This window comes from Candidatus Eisenbacteria bacterium (genome assembly GCA_020847735.1).
GTDB lineage: Bacteria > Eisenbacteria > RBG-16-71-46 > RBG-16-71-46 > RBG-16-71-46 > CAIXRL01.
Window position 1 is genome coordinate 96,234 of sequence record JADLBL010000006.1, and the last position, 23,067, is coordinate 119,300.

At 70.4% G+C, this 23,067-nt stretch carries 17 protein-coding genes; all 17 read right to left on the reverse strand.

The window, feature by feature from the left end:
• The 17 genes from IT347_02930 to IT347_03010 all read right to left on the reverse strand — a co-directional run bounded on the left by IT347_02930 (position 1) and on the right by IT347_03010 (position 23,025).
• Positions 1-1,098 carry a hypothetical protein gene (locus IT347_02930; protein MCC6348529.1) on the reverse strand — a complete coding sequence of 366 codons (1,098 nt, stop codon included), beginning with the start codon at positions 1,096-1,098 and terminating at the stop codon, positions 1-3.
• Complete coding sequence (locus tag IT347_02935; protein ID MCC6348530.1) at positions 1,091-2,161, reverse strand: DUF2169 domain-containing protein; 1,071 nt, start codon at positions 2,159-2,161, stop codon at positions 1,091-1,093. The genes IT347_02930 and IT347_02935 overlap by 8 nt, the downstream gene beginning before the upstream one ends.
• Positions 2,162-2,188: 27 nt before the next feature.
• Positions 2,189-4,333: a type VI secretion system tip protein VgrG gene (gene tssI, locus IT347_02940; GenBank protein MCC6348531.1), complete on the reverse strand. Its 2,145-nt coding sequence runs from the start codon at positions 4,331-4,333 to the stop codon at positions 2,189-2,191.
• 9 nt (positions 4,334-4,342) lie between these two features.
• Positions 4,343-7,000, reverse strand: a complete 2,658-nt coding sequence (gene tssH, locus IT347_02945; protein MCC6348532.1) for a type VI secretion system ATPase TssH — start codon at positions 6,998-7,000, stop codon at positions 4,343-4,345.
• A 23-nt stretch (positions 7,001-7,023) separates the two neighbouring features.
• On the reverse strand, positions 7,024-8,079 hold the full coding sequence (gene tssG, locus IT347_02950) for a type VI secretion system baseplate subunit TssG (protein ID MCC6348533.1): 1,056 nt from the start codon (positions 8,077-8,079) through the stop codon (positions 7,024-7,026).
• On the reverse strand, positions 8,076-9,848 hold the full coding sequence (tssF, locus tag IT347_02955) for a type VI secretion system baseplate subunit TssF (protein ID MCC6348534.1): 1,773 nt from the start codon (positions 9,846-9,848) through the stop codon (positions 8,076-8,078). Before tssF ends, tssG begins: the two co-directional genes overlap by 4 nt.
• 2 nt (positions 9,849-9,850) lie before the next feature.
• Complete coding sequence (gene tssE, locus IT347_02960) at positions 9,851-10,267, reverse strand: type VI secretion system baseplate subunit TssE (GenBank protein MCC6348535.1); 417 nt, start codon at positions 10,265-10,267, stop codon at positions 9,851-9,853.
• A gap of 61 nt (positions 10,268-10,328) precedes the next feature.
• A complete protein-coding gene (gene hcp / locus IT347_02965; protein MCC6348536.1) occupies positions 10,329-10,820 on the reverse strand; it encodes a type VI secretion system tube protein Hcp in 492 nt (163 codons plus the stop codon).
• A 97-nt stretch (positions 10,821-10,917) separates the two neighbouring features.
• The gene (gene tssC / locus IT347_02970) at positions 10,918-12,408 is read right to left on the reverse strand and encodes a type VI secretion system contractile sheath large subunit (protein MCC6348537.1); all 1,491 of its coding nucleotides are present in this window, start codon (positions 12,406-12,408) and stop codon (positions 10,918-10,920) included.
• A 74-nt stretch (positions 12,409-12,482) separates the two neighbouring features.
• Positions 12,483-12,959, reverse strand: a complete 477-nt coding sequence (tssB, locus tag IT347_02975; GenBank protein ID MCC6348538.1) for a type VI secretion system contractile sheath small subunit — start codon at positions 12,957-12,959, stop codon at positions 12,483-12,485.
• A 46-nt stretch (positions 12,960-13,005) separates the two neighbouring features.
• Positions 13,006-14,583: a type VI secretion system protein TssA gene (gene tssA / locus IT347_02980; GenBank protein MCC6348539.1), complete on the reverse strand. Its 1,578-nt coding sequence runs from the start codon at positions 14,581-14,583 to the stop codon at positions 13,006-13,008.
• A gap of 141 nt (positions 14,584-14,724) precedes the next feature.
• Positions 14,725-18,240 (reverse strand): type VI secretion system membrane subunit TssM, encoded by a 3,516-nt coding sequence (gene tssM / locus IT347_02985; protein ID MCC6348540.1) that lies wholly within the window; start codon positions 18,238-18,240, stop codon positions 14,725-14,727.
• A 2-nt stretch (positions 18,241-18,242) separates the two neighbouring features.
• Positions 18,243-19,064 (reverse strand): DotU family type IV/VI secretion system protein, encoded by an 822-nt coding sequence (locus IT347_02990; protein ID MCC6348541.1) that lies wholly within the window; start codon positions 19,062-19,064, stop codon positions 18,243-18,245.
• Between the two features lie 2 nt (positions 19,065-19,066).
• Positions 19,067-20,464: a type VI secretion system baseplate subunit TssK gene (gene tssK / locus IT347_02995; GenBank protein ID MCC6348542.1), complete on the reverse strand. Its 1,398-nt coding sequence runs from the start codon at positions 20,462-20,464 to the stop codon at positions 19,067-19,069.
• Positions 20,465-20,468: 4 nt separating this feature from the next.
• A complete protein-coding gene (locus IT347_03000; protein MCC6348543.1) occupies positions 20,469-20,966 on the reverse strand; it encodes a type VI secretion lipoprotein TssJ in 498 nt (165 codons plus the stop codon).
• A 180-nt stretch (positions 20,967-21,146) separates the two neighbouring features.
• A complete protein-coding gene (locus IT347_03005) occupies positions 21,147-21,854 on the reverse strand; it encodes a hypothetical protein (GenBank protein MCC6348544.1) in 708 nt (235 codons plus the stop codon).
• Between the two features lie 142 nt (positions 21,855-21,996).
• Entirely contained in the window at positions 21,997-23,025 is a 1,029-nt protein-coding gene (locus IT347_03010) for a tetratricopeptide repeat protein (protein ID MCC6348545.1), read from the reverse strand.
• Between the last annotated feature and the right edge of the window lie 42 nt (positions 23,026-23,067).

A 23,067-nucleotide genomic window follows, 5' to 3' on the forward strand; every position in this document is an offset into this window, starting at 1 on the left:
TCAGTCCTTTCCGGTTCCGGTGGCGCCGCGCAGGAGCAGCCCCGCGCGCGCGGGGCCGTCCGACGAGGCGACGAGCAGCGCGCCGCGGGCCGGCGCGGCCTCGCGGCGGAACGTCTCGGCGGCCATCGCCGTGAGGAGCGGCACCGAGGCGGAGCCGGTGTCGCCGAAGTTCTCGGCCGGGTGCCACAGCTCGAGGCCGGGATCGAGGAACTCGTGCAGGCGCGACACCGCCAGCGCCCACTCCTTCGCGCGGTGGCGCTCGCCGTTCTGGTCCGAGAGCACCCACGCGGCCGGCGGACCGGCCGCGCCGCCGCGGCCCGCGCGGGCCGCCGTCTGGCGGATCGCCTCGCACAGGCCCTCGGCCGCGCACGGCTCGTCGGAGCCGAGCGGGCGCGGCTCGTCGGCGAGCCCGTAGCCCGCGAGCGTCGCGAGCGGCTTGACGCCGCGCTCGGCGGCGCGGGTGGCCGTCTCGAGCACGACGAACGCCGCGGCCTCGCCGGGCAGGTAGCCGTCGGCGCTCCGCTCGCTGCGGAGCCGGAACGCGCGATCGAGCGCCTCGACCGCTTCCGGGTCGAGGAACGTTTCGGCGCCGCCGACGACGCAGCACGTGCGCTCACCGGCGCGCAACGCGCGCGCCGCGTCCACGATCGCGACCGCGCCGGCCGCGTGGCCCTCGAAGCGCACCGCGGCCGCGCGGGGCTTCGGGAGCGCGCCGTCGGTCCACATCGCCTCGAGCACGTAGCGGCCCATCTCGGCGGGCGCGGCGCCGCCGGACGGCGTCCGCAGGCAGAGCGAAACGTGCGCGGCGGGCCACGCGCGGCGCGTGAGGCGCGCGCTCTCGAGCGCCTCGTCGAGCGCGGGCAGCGCCAGCTCGACGAGCCGGTCCCACGGGTGCGAGCCGTCCCACGCGGGCGGCGCCTCGGCGGCGGTGAGCGCGGAGGGCAGGTCGAACTCCTCATCGGGCCCAAGCAGGTGGAAGTCCTCGCGCTCGGCGATGCGCGAGAATCCGGCCCGCATCGCGGCCCAGCTCTGCGCCGCCTGCCCGAGCGAGGTGAGCACGCCGGCCCCGGTCACGACGATCGCGTCCGCGTCAGCCACGGCCGCCTCCTGCCCCGGCGGGAGCGGCCTCGGCCGTCTCCTCGGGCGCCGGGAACTTCTCGCTGCGGATGCGCACGTGCTGCAGGCGCGTGAGCGGATCGGGCGCGCGCACGCACGCGCGCCAGACCAGCTGCACGAGCCCCTTGTCGGCGTCGATCACGACGGTGTCGAGCACGGCCGGGTGCGTGTCGAGCCGGTCGCCCGGCGTCAGCAGCTGCACGTCGATCCGGTCGCGCGGCAGCTCGAAGGCGACCTCGCCCTCGGCGTGCAGGCCCTCGAGCTTCACCGGCTCGCCGCCCGCGAAGTACTTCGCCGCCTGGAGCGCGGCGGGCGCGACGTTGAAGAAGCCCGGGTCGAAGTCCTCGGGCAGGAGCGGCATCCGCGACTTCTCCCACTTCGCGTCGTGCGTGCCCGCGAGCGACGCGCGCGGCTCCCAGTCGGGCGAGACGAACGCGAAGCACGCAGGCGCGGGGCGGCTCGCGAGCTTCTTGAGCGGATCGTCCGGCCACTCGAGGTTCGGCATCGGCTGGTCGGCTGCGTCCTTGTCGGTCAGCCAGTAGCCGCGGCCGACGGGATTCGCGCGGAAGCTGTCGAGGCCCTCGCCGTCCTTCGCCGGGCAGGCGCCGCCGTAGGCGCGCTCCCAGACGAGCGGCATCTCGGCGAAGCGCTCCGGCTTGCCGGGCGAGACGCCCATCAGGCCCTTCTTCCACAGGCGGTCGCCGGTCACGTCGAGCTTGGCCGCGACGGCGCCGACGCGGATCGAAACGGTCATCTCGGTCACGGGCCGGCCGCCCGGCGAGCGCGCGCTGCCCAGCACGATCACGTCGGCGCGCGGCTTGGCGAACGCGAACTCGCCGGCCGCCGCGAGGCTCGACTTGCCCGGCTTCTGCCGGTACTCGTCGGCGCGCACGAGCGGCGTCGGCGGGTCGGCCGGCTCGAGGCGCCGCCCGCGGCCGATCGCGAACGTCGCCTTGGCGACGGCGAGCACGACGTCGCGGCCGTCGGCGTCCGTCAGGATCGTCGCGGTGGCGGCGTGGCGGGTGGCGTTCGTGATGGCGAACATCGCGGATGCGTTCCCCGGGTGGGCGCGTCAGTTCTCGGAGACCTTCGAGCCCTTGATCTGGATGTCGCCGTCGGCCTTCATGTCGATCTTCTTGCCCTTGATCTCGATGTCGCCGCTCTTCTTGAGCGTGATGCTCGCGCTGCCGCACTCGAGCTTGATCTCGTTCGTGCCCTCGATCTTGATCTTCTTTCCGGACTTGATCTCGACGTCCTTCTTGGCGTCCACGCCGTACTTGCCGTCGGACGACGTCTCGTGCTTGCCCTTCGTCTCGACGGAGATGTCGCCGTCCACGCTGAGCGAGTAGTCCTTCTTGACGCTGATCGACTGGCCGGCGCCGACGCTGACTTCCTGGTCGTCGCCCACGCTGAGCGTGTCCTTGGCGCCGACCGACGTGGTGCGCTCCTTGCCGGTGGTCTCGCTGCGCGTGCCCACGGCCTCGTGCGTGAGGTTCTTGTCGATCTTCACCGACTCGTTGCCGGCCACCGCCTCGGTGCGGTCGGCGCCGATCTTGATCAGCTGATCCTTCGCGATGTCCACCGCTTCGTTGTTGCCGACCTTTCGGAAGCGGTCGTGCTTGACCTCACGCGTCTCGTCGTGGCCGACGTTGTGCGTGTAGTCGTTGCCGATGTCCTCGGTCTTGTCGTGCAGGGTCTTGACGTTCATGTCCTTCTGCGCGTGCATGAACACCTCTTCGCTGCCGGAGGCGTCCTCGAAGCGCAGCTCGTTGAAGCCTCCTCCGCCGGGCGAGGAGTAGGTCTTGAAGCTCGACTTGGTCTTGTCGCCGGGCAGCGAATACGGGAATGGCCGCGTGCCGTTGTAAACGTGCCCGGTGATGATCGGCTGGTCCGGATCGCCCTCGAGGAAGTCCACGATCACCTCCTCGCCGATGCGCGGGATGGCGATGTCCCCGAGGCGATGGCTCTGGGCGACGCGGATCCAGACCGAGGCCTTGTCGTCGGCCTTGCCGTAGCGGTCCCAGTGGAACTTGACCTTCACCCGGCCGTGCGCGTCGCAGTGGATTTCCTCGCCGGCGGGCCCCGTGACCGTGGCGGTCTGCGGGCCCTCGACGAGGCCGCGCTCGGTCGTCTGCGCCGGACGGAACGGGACGTCGGCGGGAATCGCCTCGAAGGCGTTCACGTAGGCGCGCTGTCCGGCGCCCGCACCCATCGCGTCGGCACCGGCGGCCTGAGGCTGCTCCCCCGCGTGCTTGACGCGCACCAGCACGAAGTCGGAGTTGAATTCGTCGCGCGGATGTTCCTGGACCCCGAACTTGTAGCCGGCCGTCAGGTGCCGGCAGTTCGACGATCCGGTCAGCACGCGCCGGGTCACGGCGTAGGACTCCTGTCGGATCTTCGCCAGGTCCTTGCCCGCGCCCTCCGCCACGTAGCGTCCGTCGTAGTCGTAGTCCACGTAGTCGGCGTCGGCGTCGGCCTTGGACGTCGTCTCCAGCGTCAGCGCCGTCTTCTCGAAGTTGAACGAGCGCATGGCGACGGAACCGGTGCGCAGGGAGCGCGAGTAGCGCAGCGCCGACACCTCCTCCTTGTCCGACTGCATGCCGGTGTCCACCGCCCGGAAGTCGAGCACCGCGTTGCCGGCGATGTCGGCGTGCTTGCCGGGGTCGTCGGCCAGCACCAGCAGGTGTCCGTCGCTCGTGTGTTCGAAGAAGTAGAAGATGCCCGTCTCTTCCATGAGCCGCGTGACGAACTCGAGGTCGGACTCGCGGTACTGGACGCAATACTCGAGCTTCGGGTAGCCCGCCGCCAGGCGCAGCTCGAAGTCGGAACCGCTCGAGAACCCGCCCGAGGTGAGGATGTCCTTGATGACGTCCGGCACGTTCATCGCCTGGTAGATGCAGGAGTCCTTGCGCAGCCCGAACGTCCACAGCGCGGGCACGATGGTCACCGAGTAGTTCGTGAACTTCGGGCCGACACCGTACTCCTCGATGCTCGCGACGATGCCGTGCACGCATCGCGGGTCGTCGTTGGTCTGCATCTCGAGCAGCGCCGGTTTTCCGACCGTGCCCTCGAAGTCGATGGCCGGGTCGTCGCTGACGAAGTCCACTTCGAACTCGAACAGCTCCGAGATGCCCTCGGTGCCGCGGAAGCGCACGACGCGCAGCTCCGACGACAGGCCTTCGATCTGGAGCGAGTAGAACTGTTGTTTGTCCGGCATCGCCTCCCCCTACTTCGCCGACTCGATGAACTCCAGCCGGAACGATTCGTCCTCGGCGACCGTCATGCGGACGGCGCCCGGCAGCGGCCCCAGCGCCATGCGCTCGAGCAGGGCCGTGGACAGCATGGGCAGCAGCGTCTGCGTGATGATGTGATCGATGTTGCGGGCGCCCGTCTCGACCTCGGTGCAGCGCTTCGTGATGACGTCGATCATCTTCGGGTCGAGCTCCAGCGTCATCTTGTGGCTGTCCTTGAGGCGCGCGGCCACCTTGCCCAGCTTGAGCTGCACGATCTCGCGCAGGAACTCCGGAGCGAGCGTGAGGAACGGAACGATCTCCATGCGCGCCAGCAGCGCGGGCTTGAACCACTGCGAGAGTGCCGGGCGGATGGCCGCGACCAGCTCCTCGCGCGTCGGCCGCACCGGCGAGCTGCACAGCTGGGTGATCGTGTCGGTCGCGAGGTTGCTGGTCAGGAACACGACCGTGTTCTTGAAATCGATGACGCGGCCCTCGCCGTCGGCCAGCACGCCCTTGTCGAACACCTGGTAGAACAGGTTCAGCACCTCGGGGTCGGCCTTCTCGACCTCGTCGAGCAGCACCACCGAGTACGGGCGCTGCCGCACGGCCTCGGTCAGGACGCCGCCCTCGCCGTAGCCGACGTAGCCCGGGCCCGTGCCGATGAGGCGCGAGGTGCTGTGCTTCTCCTGGAACTCCGACATGGCGATCGAGGTCAGGAAGCGCTCGCCGCCGAACATGAGATCGGCGACGATCGTGGCCAGCTCGGTCTTGCCGACGCCGCTCGGGCCGACGAACAGGAACACGCCGATCGGCGTGCCCGGGTTCTTGAGCCCGGCGCGCGAGGCGCGCAGGCCGCGGTCCACGGCGTCAATCGCGTGATCCTGACCCTTGAGCCGCGACGCGACCCGGTCCTTGAACTGCAGGATCGAGGTGGCTTCGTCCTGCGCCATCTTGCCGACCGGGATGCCGGTCCAGCTCTCGACCACTCCGCCGACCAGTCGCGCGTCCACGTCCAGCGGAACCAGCGGCGAATCGCCCTGCGCGGCGGTCAGCTCGGCCAGCGCCGCGTCGAGCTCGGCCTGCGGCGGCGCCTCGCCGCCGCCCTTCGCGGCCGCTTCGATCTTCCCGCGCAGGTCGAGCACCTTGAGCACGGCCGCCTGCTCGCGCTCGAAGCGCTTCATCAGCGCGTCGCGCTCCCCGCCGAGCTTCTTCAGCTCCTCGTCCAGCTCCGCGAGACGGTCGCCGCTCTGCGTGGCGCGCATGCGCGCGTCGCCGAGCAGCGCCTCGCGCTCGCGCTGGTGCGCCTGCATCGTTCGCTCGAGCTGGTCCACCGCTTCGGGCCGGGTCGCGCGTCCGATCTTGACTCGCGCCGCGGCGGTGTCGAGCAGATCCACCGCCTTGTCCGGAAGCTGGCGGCCGGCGATGTAGCGGCTCGAAAGCCTCGCGGCCGCGACGATGCCCTCGTCGAGGATGCGGATGCCGTGCGCCGCCTCGTACTTGTCCTTGAGCCCGCGCATCATCACGACCGCGTCGGCCTCGCTCGGCTCGTCGAGCTTGACGAGCTGGAAACGCCGCTCGAGCGCCGGGTCCTTCTCGAAGTACTTCTTGTACTCCGACCAGGTCGTGGCGGCGATCGTGCGCAGCTCGCCGCGCGCGAGCGCCGGCTTGAGCAGGTTCGCCGCGTCCCCGGTGCCGGCGGCACCGCCGGCGCCGATCAGCGTGTGCGCCTCGTCAATGAACGTGATGATCGGCGTGGTCGAGCCCTTGACCTCGGCGATGACGTTCTTGAGCCGGTTCTCGAACTCGCCCTTGACGCTCGCGCCGGCCTGCAGCAGACCCAGGTCGAGCGACAGCAGGCGCACGTTCTTGAGCACGTCGGGCACGTCGCCCTGCGCGATGCGCAGCGCCAGGCCCTCGACCACGGCGGTCTTGCCCACGCCCGGCTCGCCGACCACGATCGGGTTGTTCTTCCGGCGCCGCGCGAGGATGTCGATCATCTGCCGGATCTCGCGGTCGCGCCCGAACACCGGGTCGATCTCGCCCTTCGCCGCCTTGGCGGTGAAGTCGGTCATGAAGCGGGCGATCGCCGATTCGCCGCCGGTGCCGCCCCCCAGCGGGGCGCTGCCGGCCGGTCCGCCCGCGCCGCCCTGCACCGCCGCCGCCTCGGCGATCTCGCCGTTCTCGCGCGAGGTCCTGCAGATGGACTCCATGTCGCGCTTGAGCTCGTCGAACCGGACGTTGTCGAACATGGACGAGAAGTCCTCGCCGCTGTAGCGCCCGGCCGCGCCGATGAACGTCGAGAACAGCACGCCCGAGCGGATGAGCGGCTGGCCCATCGTGATCGAGGCGTTGATCCACGCGTCCTTCATCAGCAGCGTGAGCAGCGGCGAGAACACCGGCCGCCCCGGGTTGCCCGCCTTCATCTGGTCGAGCGCGCGCTGCAGCGTCTTCTGGAAGACGACCTGCGAGATCTCGAAGTGCCTCAGGATCGGCATCAGGTCCGAGCCCGGGTCCTCGAGCAGCTGGATCAGCCAGTGCTCGGCCGTCAGCTCATAGTGCCCGGCCGCCATGCAGCGGCCGAGCGCGGCCTCGAGGGTGCGCCGGCACGTCGGGTTCAGCTTGCGCGGCAGCTGCTTGAGGTCGACTTCCATTCCCGTTCTCTCCCGGCCGCCGCTCAGGCGGCGTTGATGGTCTCGTCGTTCGCGTGCGCGTCCGCCGCGGGGACGCGAAGGCGCGTGGCGCCCTCGCGCGCGTCGGTGGGCGCGATCCAGGTGGTCTGACCCAGGCGAAGCCCCTCGCGCGGGTCGAGGCTCAATGCCGGGCGCTGCGTGGCCCGCAGGCGCAGCTCGACGTCGAAGTCGAGCGGGTCCTGCACGTAGAGGCGCGTCAGCCTTGCGAGCGCCGTGAAGTCGGGCTCGCCCGGCAGGAAGCGCCGGAACTCGGCGAAGTCCATGGGGCCGAGCGAGACGCGGAACGCCGAGCTGGAATCCACGCGGCTCGTGCCGAGGCAGGTGTCGCGCCCGAGCCCGCTGAGCGCGTCGCCTCGTCGCGGGGCCGTCCGGCGCGGGGGCTTGAGGTACAGGCGCTGGTCGGCGGGAATGCCCAGCCGGCGGGCGACGCACGAGACCACGCTCACGCCGATGCCGGGGAAGCAGGCGCGCAGCATGTCCTCGAGGCCCGCGGCGCTGCGGTGACGGTTCGCCAGCACGCCGAGCCCGCGCAGGACCTGCTGCATGCTCGCCCCGGACGCGCCGCGGACCGCCTCGTCGTCGAGCCCGGCGAGCGCCAGCACCCGGGCCGTGAACTCGTCGCCGCCCCCGCGCTCGAAGCGCTGGGCGTGGCGGTACTTCTGGCGCGCCCGGAAGAGCAGCGACACCATGCGGTGGTTGAACAGGTCCAGGAAGTCGCGCTGGCGCCGGCCCTCGGGCTCGTTCAGGTCCCAGAGCAGTTCCTGCGCATAGGTCAGCGGCAGCGGCGATGCCTGTCCCTGCAGCCCCATGAAGTTCACCGTCACGGTCGCGACCTCCTCGCCTTCGCGACCGCTCCACTCGACCGACTCGACCTCGGACGCGGGAAATCCGAGGGACGGATTCGAGACGAACCGGATGCGTTCGTGCTCGGGGCGCCCCGGCTGGCCAGGCCCCACGCGGGGTTTCAGGCGCTCCACGAGATGGCGCACCAGCGGGTGGAAGTCCCACGCGTGCGCGGGATGGCGGAGCGGCTCGCTCACAGCCGCTCCTGCCCGAGCCGCGGCGGCCACTGCAGCGGCAGCCGGCTCTCGTCGTGACGAAGGTCGAGCTGCGTGAAGGTGTTGATCGTCGCGTGCGAGGCGAAGAACTCGTCGAGCACGCAGCCGAACAGGTGCAGCGCCCCGATGCCTTCGAACGGCTGCGGATCCACCGCCACCGTGATCCGCGACCCGCGGATCATCCCGCCGCCATGGATGCGCTCGACCGGTTTCGCGTCCACCGTGCGGATCGCGCGGATGCGGCGCTGGATCTCGCGGGCCGCGCGTTCGTCCTGCCCGCCGGCGCCGAAGCCCTTGTCGCCGGTCGCGGTGCCGGCGTTCAGGGACGCCATCAGCTCGAGCGTGAGCGAGAGCGTTTCGGCCGACGCGAACCGCAGGTGGTTCAGGCTCATCAGCGACAGCAGCCGCCACAGCAGGCCGATCCGCTGCGGCACCTCGATCTGCGGGGTCGGCTTGGTGATGTTCTCGAACGTCGCGCCGGTCGGGCTCGTGTCGGTCACCCCCTTGAGCACGCCGGCTTCGAGCGCGGCGACGCCGCGCCCGTTCGTGCACGTGATCTCGAACGTCGCCGTGCCCTCGCCGATCGGGTGCGGGTCGCCGCTCGCCTCGACCACGGTCGCCCAGGTGAGGAAGCTCTCGCCGTCGGGCGCGACCTGGCGCCGGACGCTGAAGTAGGCCGGCGACTCGCGGAAGACGTCGGGAGAAAACGAGTAGAACCACGGAATCTCGCGATCCACGCGGTCGGTGCCGCGCACCGACATCGAGTCCACCGACCAGATGTCGAGCCGCGAACGGTCGGCGCCCTGCGGCCGAAGCGCGTAGCGCGCGCGCGTCGCCTCGAGCGTCACCGGCTCCGTCTCGTGCGTGAACAGGTTCAGCACCGGCGCGCAGTGCAGGCGGATGTCGTCCTTGGCCACGCGCATGCCGGATTCGGACTCGCCGTCGAACACGATGCGCACCGTGAAGCGCGACTTCACCTGGTCGCCGCGCAGGGCCTCGAGTCCGCACAGGTCCACGAACCCGAACTTCTGCGGGAAGACGAAGTACTCCTGCAGCAGGCGGTGCCCCATCGGCACGCCGTCACGGTGCGGAAGCACCGCCTCCTCGCGCGAAAAGCCGACGGGCTCGAGCCGCAACGGCACCGGACCGTCGCCGGCGTCGGCGGTGGCGGTCGCCTCGGCCACCCGCCGAAGCAGGTGGTAGTGAAGCTGCCAGGAGTGGCGCACGTCCTCGTGCAGGTAGAGCCGCAGGCTCGGCAGGTCGAGCGAGTCGAACTTGACGTTCGGGTGCAGGGCGAACTGCAGCACCAGGCTCGACTCGCCCCGGCGCGTCGTCTCGATCGCCGCCGAATCCAGCTCCAGCGGCTGAACGCGCACGTCCCAGCACGTGCGGTAACGGAAGCGCAGGTCCGAATCCGACTCCTCGCTCACGACCTCGGCGCCGCGCGGCACGCGGAGCGAATGGCGCAGCGCCCCCTGGCGCCCCTTGAACTGCTCGATCGCGAGCGACGGCACCGGCCGCAGGAAGTGCGGCCAGAGCATGTTGAAGAGCCCGTGCGTGAGCTCGGGAAAATCGTCGTCGAGCGTCTGCCTCACCTGGGCCGCGAGGAACGCGAAGCCCTCGAGCAGCCGCTCGACGTCGGGGTCCTGCCCGGGCTCGACGAGGTGCGCCGCCTCGTGATGGTTCGCGCCGAACTCGCGCGCGAGATTGCGGATGTACTCGAGCTCCTCGTCGTAGTACGTGAAGCGCACCGCTACTCCTTCACGCTCAGGTGGCCGGAGTTCTCGACCCGGGTCTCGAAGTGCACGCGCGAGCGCCGGCCGCCGAGGACCAGCTCCGCGGTGATGTCGAAGCGCAGCAGCGTGGCCTCCTCCCCCTTCGGGACGAGGCGGACGCGCACGTTGCGAAGGCGTGGTTCGTAGTCCTCGATGCTGCGCTTGATCTCGCCCGTCAGGTCGCGCAGCGAGTCCGAGCCTCCGTGCATGACGTCCTCGAGGCTCGGGATGCCGTAGTCCAGGCACGTCGGGGCGCTGCCGTGGCGCGAGTTCAGCAGGCGCTCGAGGTTGCGCAGCACGGACTGCGCGAGCCGGCCGGCGTCGGGGTCCACCGACCGCCGGTCCTCGCGGTCCGGGTGCTTGATGCGATCGAGCAGGCTGAGTTCGCGGGCCACGGGGCGCTCCGGGTGACGGGTCCGACCGCGGGGGAACACCCCCCGCGGCCGGCGACCGTGGTTAGCGCTGCGCGTCCCAGGTGTCCTGGTGCGTGACGCCGCCGTTCTCGTAGGTCCACGTGATCGTGTGGAAAACGAACGACACTTCCTCCATCGGCGGCATGTTCGTGGAAGCCGGATTGATCGTGTCCGGCACCCACTGCTTCTGGCTCGCGACGCGGCCCTTCTTGATCTCGACCGTGTAGAACTGCTCGGTCGTCCCGTCGCCGGTCGGGTTCGGGCGGAAGAACTTGAACGTGCCCTCGATGACCTCGTTGTTGCACAGCGCCTTCGCCAGCAAAGGCGACGCCTTGTCGATCCGCTTGAGGATGTGGATCGGCTCGTGCTGCCGGCGGCCGGTCGCCATGCCGCTGCCGGTCTCGCGCGCGGTCTTGACCGCGGTCTCGAAGTGCACGCACTCGATGCTGTTCTCGCGTCCCAGCGAGGTCTGCGAGCTCTCGCCCTGGATGTCGCTGCCGTTGGACTTGAGGTACAGGTGGACGGTTTCAGCCATCTGCAATCACCTCCTGGGTGACGTTCGAGGTCGAGGACGGGAACTGCGTCACCGGGCAACGGCCGGCGTGCGCCGGCCGTCCCGCCCCCGGGATGGATCAACCCTTCTTCTTGTCGAGCTTGCCGACCAGCGAGAGCGTGAAATCCGCGCCCTCGTACTTCATGTGCGGCATGACCTTCAGGCCGACGCGGTACCAGCCCACCTCGCCCGGGATCTCCTCGACGTTGATCTCGGCCTTCTTGAGCGGGCGGCGGCCGATGGCCTCGTCCGACGGACTGTCCATGTCGGAGACGTACTGCCCGACCCAGTCCGAAAGCATGCGGTTGAGCTTCTCGACGGACATGTTCTGGCCGATGTTCTCGCGCTGGATGCACTTGATGTAGTGGGCGAGCCGCGAGATCACGAAGATGTACGGCAGGCGGGTCGCCACCTTGAAGTTGGCCTCCGCCTCCTTGCCCTTCGCGCTCTGGCCGAAGTACGCGGGCTTCTGCGCTGAGTTGGCGGCGAAGAACGCCGCGTTGTCGCTGCCCTTGCGCCAGCTCAGGCTGACGAAGCCCAGGTCCGAGAGCGACAGGTCGAGCGCGTCGCCGATCTGCACCTCGGTCGGGATCTTCATCGTGTCGGCGCCCGCCGCCTTGAAGACGTGCACCGGCAGTTCCTCGACCGCGCCGCCGGCCTGCGGGCCGATGATGTTCGCGCACCAGCGGTTCTTCGCGAACGCGTCGGTCAGCCGCGAGGCGAACGCGAACGCCGTGTTGCCCCACAGGTAGTTCTCGTGCGACGAGGTCACCGACTCCTCGTAGCCGAACTCCTTGACCGGCACCGTCTCGGAGCCGTAGGGCAGCCGCAGCAGGAAGCGCGGCGCCGCGAGCCCGACGTAGCGCGCGTCCTCCGAGTCCCGGAATGAGCGCCAGCGAGCGTACTTCGGGCCCTCGAAGACGCTCTTCACGTCCTTGATCCCGGCCAGCTTCTCGTACGACTCGACCCCGAACGTGCGCGCGCCGGCCGACGACAGGAAGGGCGCGTGCGCCATGGCCGCGACGCTCGCGCAGTAGCCGAGCAGCTTCACGTCCTGCGGCGCCGAGGCGTCGAACTCGTAGTTGCCGACGATCGCGCCGACGGGCTCGCCGCCGAACACGCCGTAGCCGCTGTCGTAAACGTGCTTGAACATGCCCGTGCGGGTCATTTCGGGCTCGTCCTCGAAGTCCGTGAGCAGGTCGTCCTTCGTCACGTTCACGAACTCGAGCTTGATGTTCTCCTTGAAGTTCGTGCGGTCCACCAGGAAGAACAGCCCGCGCCACGCCGATTCGAGCTTCTGCACGTCGGGGTGGTGCAGGATCTCGTCCACCTGCAGGCTGAGCTTCTTGTCGAGGTCCGCCACGAACTCGGTCAGCAGCGCGGCGTTCACCTTGACGCCGGGCTTGCCGAGCAGCCGCCGGACGAACTCACGGATGCCGGTGCTGACCAGTTCGTAGCCTTCCTCCTGCGGCGAACCGGCGGTGGTGCTGATCAGCTCCTCGAGCTGCGGCACGCCCTCGCCGAACTGGGCCGCCTGCTGCTGCTGCTGGCCTTCCGTCTCGTCTGCCATCTCACGACCTCCACGCACGCGTCACGCGTGCCGACGTTCCGTTCGAGGGGGTGCGCGGCGCGGCCCCCGCTTCGTCACTCTCCGAGCATACCCTCGAGCTTCGACCGCAGCTCGGGGTCCGTGACCAGCTGTTCCAGCTTCTTGCGGAAGTCCGCCTTGTTGAGGTCGCTCTTGAGGGCCATGAGCGCCTCGCGCACCTGCATGAGCTTCGCGAGCTCGGGCACCTGATGCGCGAGCTGGCCCGGCGTGAAGTCCTTGAGCGAGTCGAACTTGAGCTTGAGCGCGAGCTGCGAATCGGGATCATCCGTGAGCTTGTCCTTCACGGCGATCTGCGCCTCGAGCTTCTGCTTGCTCATGACCTCGTGGAAGTTGTCCTTGTTGAGCGAGATGGCCTTGCGATCCGCCAGCGGCGTCGAGTCCTGCTTGCCGGTGAAGTCGCCCATCACGAGCAGGCGCAGCGGCAGCTCGATCTCCTTCTGCGCGTCGCCGATCGCCGCGGTGTACTTGATGTTGATTCGTGACCGCGGCCCAACCGATCCGTCCTTCGCCATGGTTTTCTCCTTTCCTCGGGTTCAGTAGTGCCCGCTGCCGCGGGCTTCACTGCGCCGGGCGTTGGAACTCCAGGGCCGCCGCCGCGTCCAGTCGGGCGAGGCGTCGGAGCAATTCGCGCGTCTTCTGCTGTTCCTCGGCGCCCGCGCCCGCCGGCACGGCCTTCTGCCGGGCGGAGAGCTGCAGGCGGAGCATCTGCGAGGCGAGCTCGGGATCCCAGGCCTCGAGCGTCGTGGAGTGCAGGTCGTCCTGCAGCGCCTCGAGCTGCGCGAGCGCCACGTCGTGCCGGCCGGCGTCGGCGCACACCCGCGCGACCGCGACCTTCCACGCCGCGCGTTCGCGCGCCTTGATCGCCCGCGCCGCACCGGTCTCGAAGCGGCGCACCGCGTCGCCGAGCTTGCCGCCCGCGACCAGCGCCGCGGCTTCGTCGCGCGCTTCGGAGAGCCCTTCGGGCTCGCCGCCTTCGGCGGACAGCATCAGCCCGCCGGAGGACTTCGCGCCGCCGCCCGGGGCGGCCATCACGGTCTCGCGAATCCAGGCGCGCGTCGCCTCGCTCGCCAGCGGCACACCGCCCGCGAACGAAAGATCGGGCAGCTCGGGCAGGCGCTGGAGCAACCCGCGCACCTCGGCCGCCACCGCGTCCGAGGCCGGGAGGAAGTCGGCGCCCATGCCGCGCAGGGCGCTGTAGGCGCAGTAGTGCAGGTCGAGCCAGAAGACCGCGTTCGCCATGCGGCTCTCGGTCTCCTCGAGCACGCCCGCCCACTGCTGCGCGGCGAGCTTGCCCTCGAGCTTCGCGAGCGAATCGGGCGGCTGCGGCGCCGGAATCGACGTCTGCCCTCCGGTCGCGGGCGGCGACTGCTTGATCGCCATCCATAGGGCGATGCGAGGCAGCCGGTAGGCCATCGGGTCGCGCGGGTTCGCCGAGCGCTTGAACTCGCCGAGCGCGCGCAGCGCCGGGCGGATGGCGGCGACCGCCGCGTCGAAATCGGCCTCGCTGCCCACCGACGAGGGCGCCGAGACCGCCGGCGCCGAAAACGACGACGCGGCGGCCGGTGCGCTGGACGCCGCGGGTGGCGGCGGCGGCGCCGAGGTCTGGTTCAGCACGTCGCGCAGCTCGCGCGTCAGCTCGGAGAGCAGCCCCGAGCCGCCCTCGAGCTTCTCGGAGAGCAGCGCGTCGATCTTCCCGACGGTGTCCACGATGCGCTGCAGCGTTTCGCGGCTCGCGCCCTCGGGCCCGCGCTGGCCGACCCGCTTGCCGCCGCGGTCCCCGAGGTACTGGAACGCGGTCTGCCTCGGGCGGACGCGCTCGGGGTGCATCGTGTCCCAGTAGCTCGACAGCATGTCGTGCAGGACGGTCACGCCGTCGGCCAGGCCCTCGTAGCCGCGCGACTCGAAAAGCGCCATGGCCAGGTAGACGCCCGCCATCACGTCCTTCGACTTGCCGCCGAGGATGTCGCTCGCGAGCTTGACCGCACCGGGCCAGTCCACCGCGGGAAGCTCGGGAAGCTCCAGCTTGCGGAATTCGGTCGCGAGCGCCTCGTACGCCGGGTCGTCGCGGCTCGGCACCCCGGTGGGCGCCGCGTCCGAGATTGGCTTCCTGCCGAGTTCGAGAACTTCCACGCTCACGGCCTCCGGATCGATCGGGTGAAGACGCCGCAGGTGCGGCGCAAAACCTAGTCGTTCAGGGAGATGCGGGGCAACGGCATTTCTGCGGGGCCGGCCCTGCCGGCACCGCGGTTCGAAAACCCGAAGCGGCTTGCGACGCGGTCAGTTGCCCCCGGCCGGGGGCGGCGGACCGAGCCGCAGGAAACCGGAGACGAACGGGTGAACGTTCGTCTTCGGGATGATCTCGACCACCATGGTGACGGTGCCGAATCTCCAGGTCGCGCGCACGTGGTCGCCGGCCGTCGGGCTGAGCGACGCTTTGTCGAGCACGCGGAAAAGTCCCCATTCGCCCTCGGCCTTCGGGCCGTCCACGGGCGTGCCGTTGACGTCGGCGCCGACCGACGAGCCCTGCCCGGCGTTCTCCGCCGACCAGGTGAGCGTCACCGGAAGGTCGTCGCCCATCTCGTAGAAGAACGACGTCGTGCCGACGAGCCAGGTGATCGAGCGCAGCGCGCCCGCAGGCTTGAGCTGGTCGGCCTTGGATTTCACGTCGAACATCAGCTTCGCTTCGGGGCCGCTGCTGAAGAACGCGTCCTGGATCGCGAACGCCTTCTTCACCCACGCGCGCATCGCCGGAGTGGTGCCCGCGATCTGCTGCCCGATCTCCTGGCCCTCGCGGCTCACGCGGTTCTTCAGGTGCGTGTTGTAGACCTGATCGAGTCCGCCGCCGGGCTTGAAGTAGTTCGAGAACTCGCTGATCTTGACGTCGCTGCCGCCGGCGTTGAACGGATAGTCGCCGGCCATGGACGCGAACGGCGCGACGACCTGCGCCTGCCAGTCCTGCGCGAAGGCCACCGGGTCGCCCGGGTCGGTGGCGCCGCCACCGCCGCCTCCGCCGCCACCAGCCGCGATCGAGCCGCCGCCGCCACCGCCGACATTGAACGGCTTCATGATGGTCAGCACGGCGCGCAGCGCCCGGGCGACCCCCGGGTCGGTCTTGCGCCAGGGAGCGCTCGCCGGATCGGTGAAGTCGAGCGCCACGATCGTGACGTTCTTGTACATGCCGCCGTCAATGCCCTGCTTGTCCTTCGCCTTCGCCGCGGCGGCGAGGCGGGCGCGGAAGTCCTCCTCCGGTGAGCGGTCGAGGTCGCTGCGCAGGAACGGCACCTTGGACTTGAACGCGGCGAAACCTTCGCGTTTCGGCGGCGAGAGCCAGATGTCGAACAATCCGAAACGCTCGCGCACGGAGGCGATCTCGCGCGGCTCGCCCTCGAGCTGCGTCTCGGTGCGCACGCGGCGGAGCACGGCCTCGATCTCGGAATCGAACGACGCCTCGCGCTGCAGCGAGGCGCGGCCCTTGCTGCCCTGCGGGCGGCCCTTGAGCCCCGTGAGGAACGTCACCCACGCGTTCACGTAGTCGTCGGCGTAGCGCTTGCCCAGCTCGGCGGTCAGGCCGCTCACGGCAGCGCCGAGCTGCGCCTGCAGCTCGGGGTCCTTCTCGCGCCGCACGGCATGCTGCATGACCGCGAGCCGCGGGCGGACGAAACCCTCCCAGCCCGCGCGCGTGTAGGCGCCCGGAAGCGTTCCCGTATCCACGAACAGCTCCTGCTTCTTCTTCGCGTCGGCGAGGATGCGCTTCACGGTCAGCCCGTCGATGGCCTCGTTCGCGTCGGCGATCATGTCGTCGTACAGCGTCGGCCATTCGTTCCAGCGCCGCTGCAGCGTCGCGATCGCGCGGGCGGCCAGCCCTTCGTCGAAGTCGCCGAAGCGCCGCTTGGGCTCGCCATGATCGGCGAGGCAACGCGCCTGCGCGCGCGCCAGCGCCGCGTAGTAGCGCAGCGAATCGTCCGAGACGCGCTCGAGCTCGGGGCGCAGCATGGTGACGACGACCTTGCCGAACACGACCGAATCCGAGGGCTCGACCGTCGAGTGCGGGTCCGAGAGCAGGCGGTAGGCCTGGTACTGGTAGAAGAGGTTGGCGAACCTCGACTGGTCGCTGGCGAGTTGCGCCTCGAGCGTGTCGCGAACCTCCTTCGCGATGGGCTGGAGCAGGTACTGCTCCGCGCGCCGCACGTACAGCTCCCGTGCGGCGTCCACCACGCCGTCGCCGGCGTAGGCGCCGAGCCGCATGCCGAACGTCTTGTGCGCGCGGTTGTCCTCCAGCTTCTCGAGCGCCACGCGCATGGCGTCGAGCCGCCCGAGCGCCTGCCGCGGCACGAAGTCGTCGCCGAGGTCGGCCAGCGTCCGGGCCGCGCTGGCGGCGTCGCGCACGGGCCGGGCGACGTTGACCGCGAGGATCACGAACAGCAGCGTGAGCAGCAGGTAGGCGCCGCCGACGCCGCCGAGCAGCATCCAGCGCTTGCGCTGGGCCGCCGTCCGCGCCCACTGGCTCGCCGAGGCCAGCATCGCGTCCTTCAGCACGATCCGCCGCCACAGGCCGGTCGTGAACCACGCGCGCCGTGCGACCTCGGGAGTCGGGGCCTCGAGCCGGGGCGGCAACCCGGCGGACTCGGCGGCGGCTCCGATGACGCGGTCCACGGTCTCGCCACCGACCTTCGAGCAGACGAAGTAGAACCCGCGGAAGAGCCCGCCCTCGGCCGGGCCCTTGCCCTTGTGGAAGACCTGCTGGATGAAATGCTGAAGGTCCGGCCGCAGGCTCTCGATCTGCGCCGGGAACGCCAGCGCCCGCATGCGCTGCGCGTCGTCGGCGAGCGCGTGCACGCGCTCGGTGCGCAGCGTGCCGAGCGTGGCGACGAGCGTGCCGAACTCCGCCTCGAACAGCGACTCGGCCGCGGTCTCGCGCGACTTGGCGAACGACACGGTCGCGCCCCAGGCCTGCTCCGCCTGCTCGTCGCCGAAGCCCTCGAACGTCTCGGCGAACCCGGCGATGCGGTCGCAATGGGTGAACACCACGTAGACCGGGAACTCCATGCCGAGGTGGTGGCCGAGGTCACGAAGCCTTTCGCGCAGCGTGACCGCGAGCGGGTCCACCTTCTCCTTCGCGCCGCCGGCCACCTCGTGCACCGGCACGGTGATCACGACGCCGTTGATCGGCCGCTCGGGCCGCTGCCGCTGGAGCGACCTGAGGAACGCCACCCAGTCGTCGGTGTCGTCGAACTGCGAGCGCTTGAGCGTCCGTCCGGACATGTCGAGCAGGAACGCCTGCTCGGTGAACCACCAGCTGAAGTCGCGTCCGCCGCCGACGCCCCGCACCGCCTTGGGCCGGCCCTGCGCGTCGCGCAGCACGCTCGTCAGTCCCGACTCCTCGATGAGCGCGCTCTTGCCCGCACCCTCGGGGCCGATGACGAAGTACATCGGCAGTTGAGCCAGCGCGCGATCACCGAGCCGCTTTCCGACCGGCGACTTGCGGAACTCGGCCATCGCCTGGTCCCACTCGGCCTTCACGTTCCGGACCGCGACGTCCTGGCCGAAGGTGGACTTCTGGATTTCCTCCTCGACCTGCCGGTCGAGGTCGCCCTGGATCTCCTTGCCGGCCTTGGCGGTCTTGAGCTCGACCATCATTCGCCACAGCACCAGCGCCAGCACGATGAGCGCGATGACCAGCGTCAGCACCAGGAACAGAACGAGGTGCCTGCGCAGGAAGAAACCGAGCGCGATGACGACCCCGAGCGCCGCGAGCGCGACGAAGCGCGGATTGGTGTACCGGCTCAGGATCACGCTCACAGCCTCGACAGCGCGCCGGCGACGCCGCGCGCGTGCAGGAAGGTGATGAGCACGACCGTCAGCCAGCTCAGCAGCACCGCTCCGGCGAGCACCGCCGGTGCGAGCCAGGGCGGCAGCTTCTTGAGCGTCTCGCCCGTCTCGTCGTCGGTGCGCCGGGCGTTCGGCGAAATCGAGGCCGGAGCTTCGCCGCGCACGGCGGTGATGTCGGTCTGCAGCGCCGTGACCAGCGCGTCGCGCCCGGCCGGATCGGCGACGTAGCGTCCGCGGTAGCCGAGCGCCAGGCACGCGTCGTACACCTCGATCGCCTCGATCGAGGCGTCGCGCGTCTTGCGCAGTTCCTCGAGCCGCTGGAAGAAACGCTGCCCGCCGACCAGCTCGCGCTGCTCGTGGAACTCGAGCTGCAGCGCGCCCGCCTGCAGCCAGGCTCCGATCTTGTCCGGGTGGCTCATGACCGCCTCGTCGAGCGCCACCGACAGCGCGTACACCGACAGCTTCACGTCGTTCTCGCGGTGGCCGTGCTCCTTCGCGGCCGCCTCGAAGGCGGCGCGCTGGGCCAGCCAGCGCTCCCGCACGCGCGCCGCGTCGAGCGGCGCGCCGGGCGCGAACGCCGAGTGCAGCAGGGCCAGCGGCTCGATCGCCAGGTCCACCAGGCGCGGACGGCGGTCGGGCTTGCCGGCCGGACCGCCGGCCTTGGGCGCGCCCGAGGCGACGCGGATGACGGTCTCGAAGATGCCCGGCGAGGAGGCGTCCGCCTCGAACTGCGACCGGGTCGCACGCTTCTTCGGGCCGCGGTTCTTGGGACCCCGTTGTCCGAACACGGCTACTCCCAGATGCCGACGAGGTCGAGCTTCGCGCTCGCGAACTCGGGCGGCAGGTAGACGGCGACGTCCCGGGCGGCCGCGATGTCGCGCCACAGGTCGTGCTGGCGGTCGAGCTCGAAGTAGTCGTACGAGTTGTGGTTGGGCGTGCCCGCCGGGACCGGAGCCGGAGGCTGGAGCTTGAGGCCCGGCAGCGCCGCCGCCATCAGCCCGAGCACGGTGCGCTCTGAGGCGACGACCGCACGCAGCGCGAACGTGGCGATGACCTGCTGGCGGTCCATCTCGGGGTGCGAGACGCCGAGGAACAGCCGCGCGCGCGGCTCGAGCAGCTTGGGCTCGCTGAGCGCGCCGACGTGGATCGGGCCCGGCTTGGCGATCAGCTCGATGCGCTTGCCGCGGGTCGGGATGTTCTCCTGCAGCAGCTCCTCGAGCGTCCGGCACAGCTGACCGAAGCAGGTCCCGAGCGCGCCGTGCTCGTAGACCGGCAGCTCGCGCGCCGAGATCTTGGTGTTGAACGTGCACAGCTCGCCCGCCAGCGTCGTCAGCGCGAGGAACACGGCCTCCGGATGGACGCGCGGGTTGTCCACGTAGTGCCGCAGCAGCGGCACGTAGGTGTTCACGCTGTGCAGCTGCCAGAAGTTCGCGGTGTCGCTGCGGCCGAACTCCGCGACTCCGCCGCGGTTGGTGCGCAGTTCGCTCAGCTCGCGGCTGCGGTCGAGCAGCAGGTTCAGCATGCGCCGCACCTGCGCGTGCAGCGAGCGCGAGCCCTCGAGCGCGATGACCGGCGGGATGTAGGGGTCGGCCGCTCCGCCGAAGGGTTCGCGCATCGCGAAGCCGGTCGAGCTGCGCACCACCTCGCCGAGCGGAACCACGTCGTGCTGCGAGAGCGCCTCGTCGGGCAGCAGCAGCACGAGGTTGCGTCGCGCCAGCGCCAGTTCGCGATCCACGCCCTCGACGAGGTCGTCGGCGAGCACGGTGTTCTGGCGCGTGTAGCGCGGGCCCGGAATCGCGTCGCCGGCGGTTTCGGCCGACAGCGCCTGCCCGGGGCGCTGCACCGGCAGGCCGAGCGAAACCAGCAGCCGGTCGTGCTGACCGTCGAACCACTTGCCGATGTCGCGCGGCGTCGGAAGCGGGTCTCCGGCCTCGGTGTCGAACGAGGTGCCGTCGGGAAACACGCCCGAGGCGCGGATCAGGCTGAAGCGCCCGTGCAGGAGCGCCTGGTCGTCGAGCGTGAACGAGCGCAGGCCGTGCCCGAAGGGCTCGCTGAAGCGGAATCGCTGGGTCAGCCGCTGGTGGTTCGCGCGCTCCATCTGCTGGAAGTGCTGCGGCGAGAGCAGCATGCCTTCCTGCCAGACGACGCCCAGTCCCTGCGCGTTCGCGTCCTTCGACGGCTCGGCCATCGCGTCACTTCCCCGTTGTGAGCGTGAACCCCATGGCGCCCGACGTCAGCTTGAGGGACTTCTTCTTCGCCGGGTGGACGAAATACCAGTCGGCGCCCGCCTTCTTGCAGTAGTTGCCTTCGACCACGATGACCTTGGCCTTCGGGTCGCGGGCGATCACGAGGGTCTTGCTGGTTCCGGGGGCGACGAAGTCCTCGACCGGCTTGCCGAGCACGTTGGCGCCCGCGGCCTCGATCTGCTTGCTCCACGACAGGCCCTTGTTGTTGAGCACGGTGCGGATGCCGGCCTCGTCGGCGACGGCGAAGACACGCACCTTGAGCGCCGAGGCGGCGTCGCCACCGCAGTTGTTGGAGTTGGCCGCCGCGGTGATGGTGACCTTCACCTTGCCGCCGCCGCCGAGGAACGGCAGCGGAACGCCCGCGAGGGCGGGGCCCGCGAGGACGCAGGCGAGCGCGATCGCGGGGAGGCCGACCCGCGAAATCCGATCGTGGGATGTGCGCATGGAGTCGCGAGATTAGGCCGGTGACTCGTTCAAGGTCAAGGGCTTGGAGCAGCGACCGCACGCGCATGTGCGGGCCTTGTCAGAAACGCGGCCATCGGCGTGCGGAACCCGACACGGCGGATACCCGGAGCGTGCATCACGCCTCGTGAGAGCGCGGGCGCCGGCCGTGAACCGCCGTCGTCAGGGGCGCGCCGGGACTCCCGGGAAGCCGGGCAGGGCCTGCGGGCCGGGAGGCGTCGAGCCTCCGCCCCCGCCGCCGCCCGCGGCGACTCCGATCGCGACGCCGCCGCCGACGATCAGCCCGATCGCCAGGTACTTGTTCCGCTTGAGCCAGCTTTCCTTCTGCCCGGCGGGCGCCTCGGTGACCGGCTTGTGCAGCTGCGGGGTGGCCGGCTCGGTCGCGGGCGCCTTCGCCGGCGGTTCCTTGCCCGGGCTCGCCGGCTTGACCGGCGTCTGCGGCCTGGTCGCGGCCGGAGGCGCGACGACCCCCTTCACCTCGTTGAACACGGCGATCTCGTCGGCGTCGGCGCGCGTGCGGTCGAGGGTGAAGGCCGGATCGAGCGCGAGGATCGCCTCGAAGTGCGTCTTCGCCCGCGGCAGGATGCCCTTCTTCACGTAGCAGCGGGCAAGCACGAGCCGCGCGTCGATCAGCGTCTGTCCGCTCAGCTCCTTGCGCAGGACGGGACCCGCGAGCAGACCGATGGCCTCGTCGTAGCGTGCCTCGCGGTAGAAGCCCTGGGCGCGGATCACGAGGCTCGAAGCCGAAGCCGCGCTCGAGCCTGCCGCCGCCGGAGCGGGCGCGGCCAGCGCCGGCGCGGCGTTCGCGAGTTGCGCGGTGAGCAGCAGGACCGCGACCAGCTGCATCAGCGGTCGGCGACGATCGTCCATGGCGTCTCCTCCGGGCTGCGAAACGTGACGGCGTTCGGCCTCGATACCGGCCACCGTAGGGCAGCGGCCGCCGGCCGCGCAACAGGTCAAATGCGGCGGGCCGCCCCCGCGAGGGAGCGGCCCGCCTCGACGGCGATGCGGATCAGTACCCGATGTAGCCGCGCAGCCCCAGCGTCACGCCGAACCCGGAAAAGTCCAGATCGCGGTCGCCGATCGTGACCGGGCCGCCGTACTGGGAGAAGGTCGATCCCTTGTACATGTTCGTGGCCTTCGCCGAACGGACCAGCGCCCGGCCGGTCACCGACAGCTTCGGATGGAGCAGGTACTCGCCCTCGAGCCCTCCGTGGAAGTAGGTGCCGACCTTGGTGTCGGTCACCTTGATCGCGATCGAGCCGAAGAACAGGAACTTGTCGGCGGCGTAGGAGTTCAGCATCGGGCCGCCGCCCGCGAACGCGTTGACCCGCAGCTTGCCGGTGTCCTTGAGCAGGTAGATCACGCTCACGACCATGGGGGTCGCGGTCAGCTCGTAGGTCGCCTTCGCCGAACCGGAGACCGAGTCCTCGTTCGTCGCCCGGAAGCGCTGCAGCTCGAGGTCGAGCGACCAGCGCGGCGCGAGCGGAAAACGCACGCCGAGTCCGAAGAACGGCTTGTTCTCGAACTTCTTGTCGCCGCCACCCACCGCGACGTATTCGCCGAAATCCTCGTTGCTGCCCGAACCCAGCCCGTAGAAGCCCGAGAGGCTCGCCGGAATCCGCCGGCCGGCCTGCGCCTGCTCGGCCTCGAACGTGCGCAGCGCCTCGCGGAACACGGCGATCTCGTCCGGCGGAGTCGTGACGTCGTCGAGTCGGTACTGCGGATCCTCGCGGAGGATCTGGAGGAACGTCTTCCGCGCCGCGGCGACGTCGCCCACCTTCGCCTGGCAGCGCCCCAGCAGCTGGCGGGCGGCGAGCGCGTCGCTGCCGGTCACCGTGCCGCTCGCGAGCGCGTTCTGAAGCGTGGTCAGCGCGTCGGCGAAGTTGCCGGCGTCGTACTGCTGCTGCGCCTGTGCGACCGGAGCCGCCTGCGCGAACGCGGTTCGCGGCGCGATCGAAATCACCGCCGCGAGGAGGACGAAGATCGCCCCTGCGAGCGCGCGCGCCGTCCCCGATCCGAAGAGCATCCTGCGATTCATTGCATTGCCTCCCTGCGCGGCCGGCAGCCCGTGGGCCCGGCC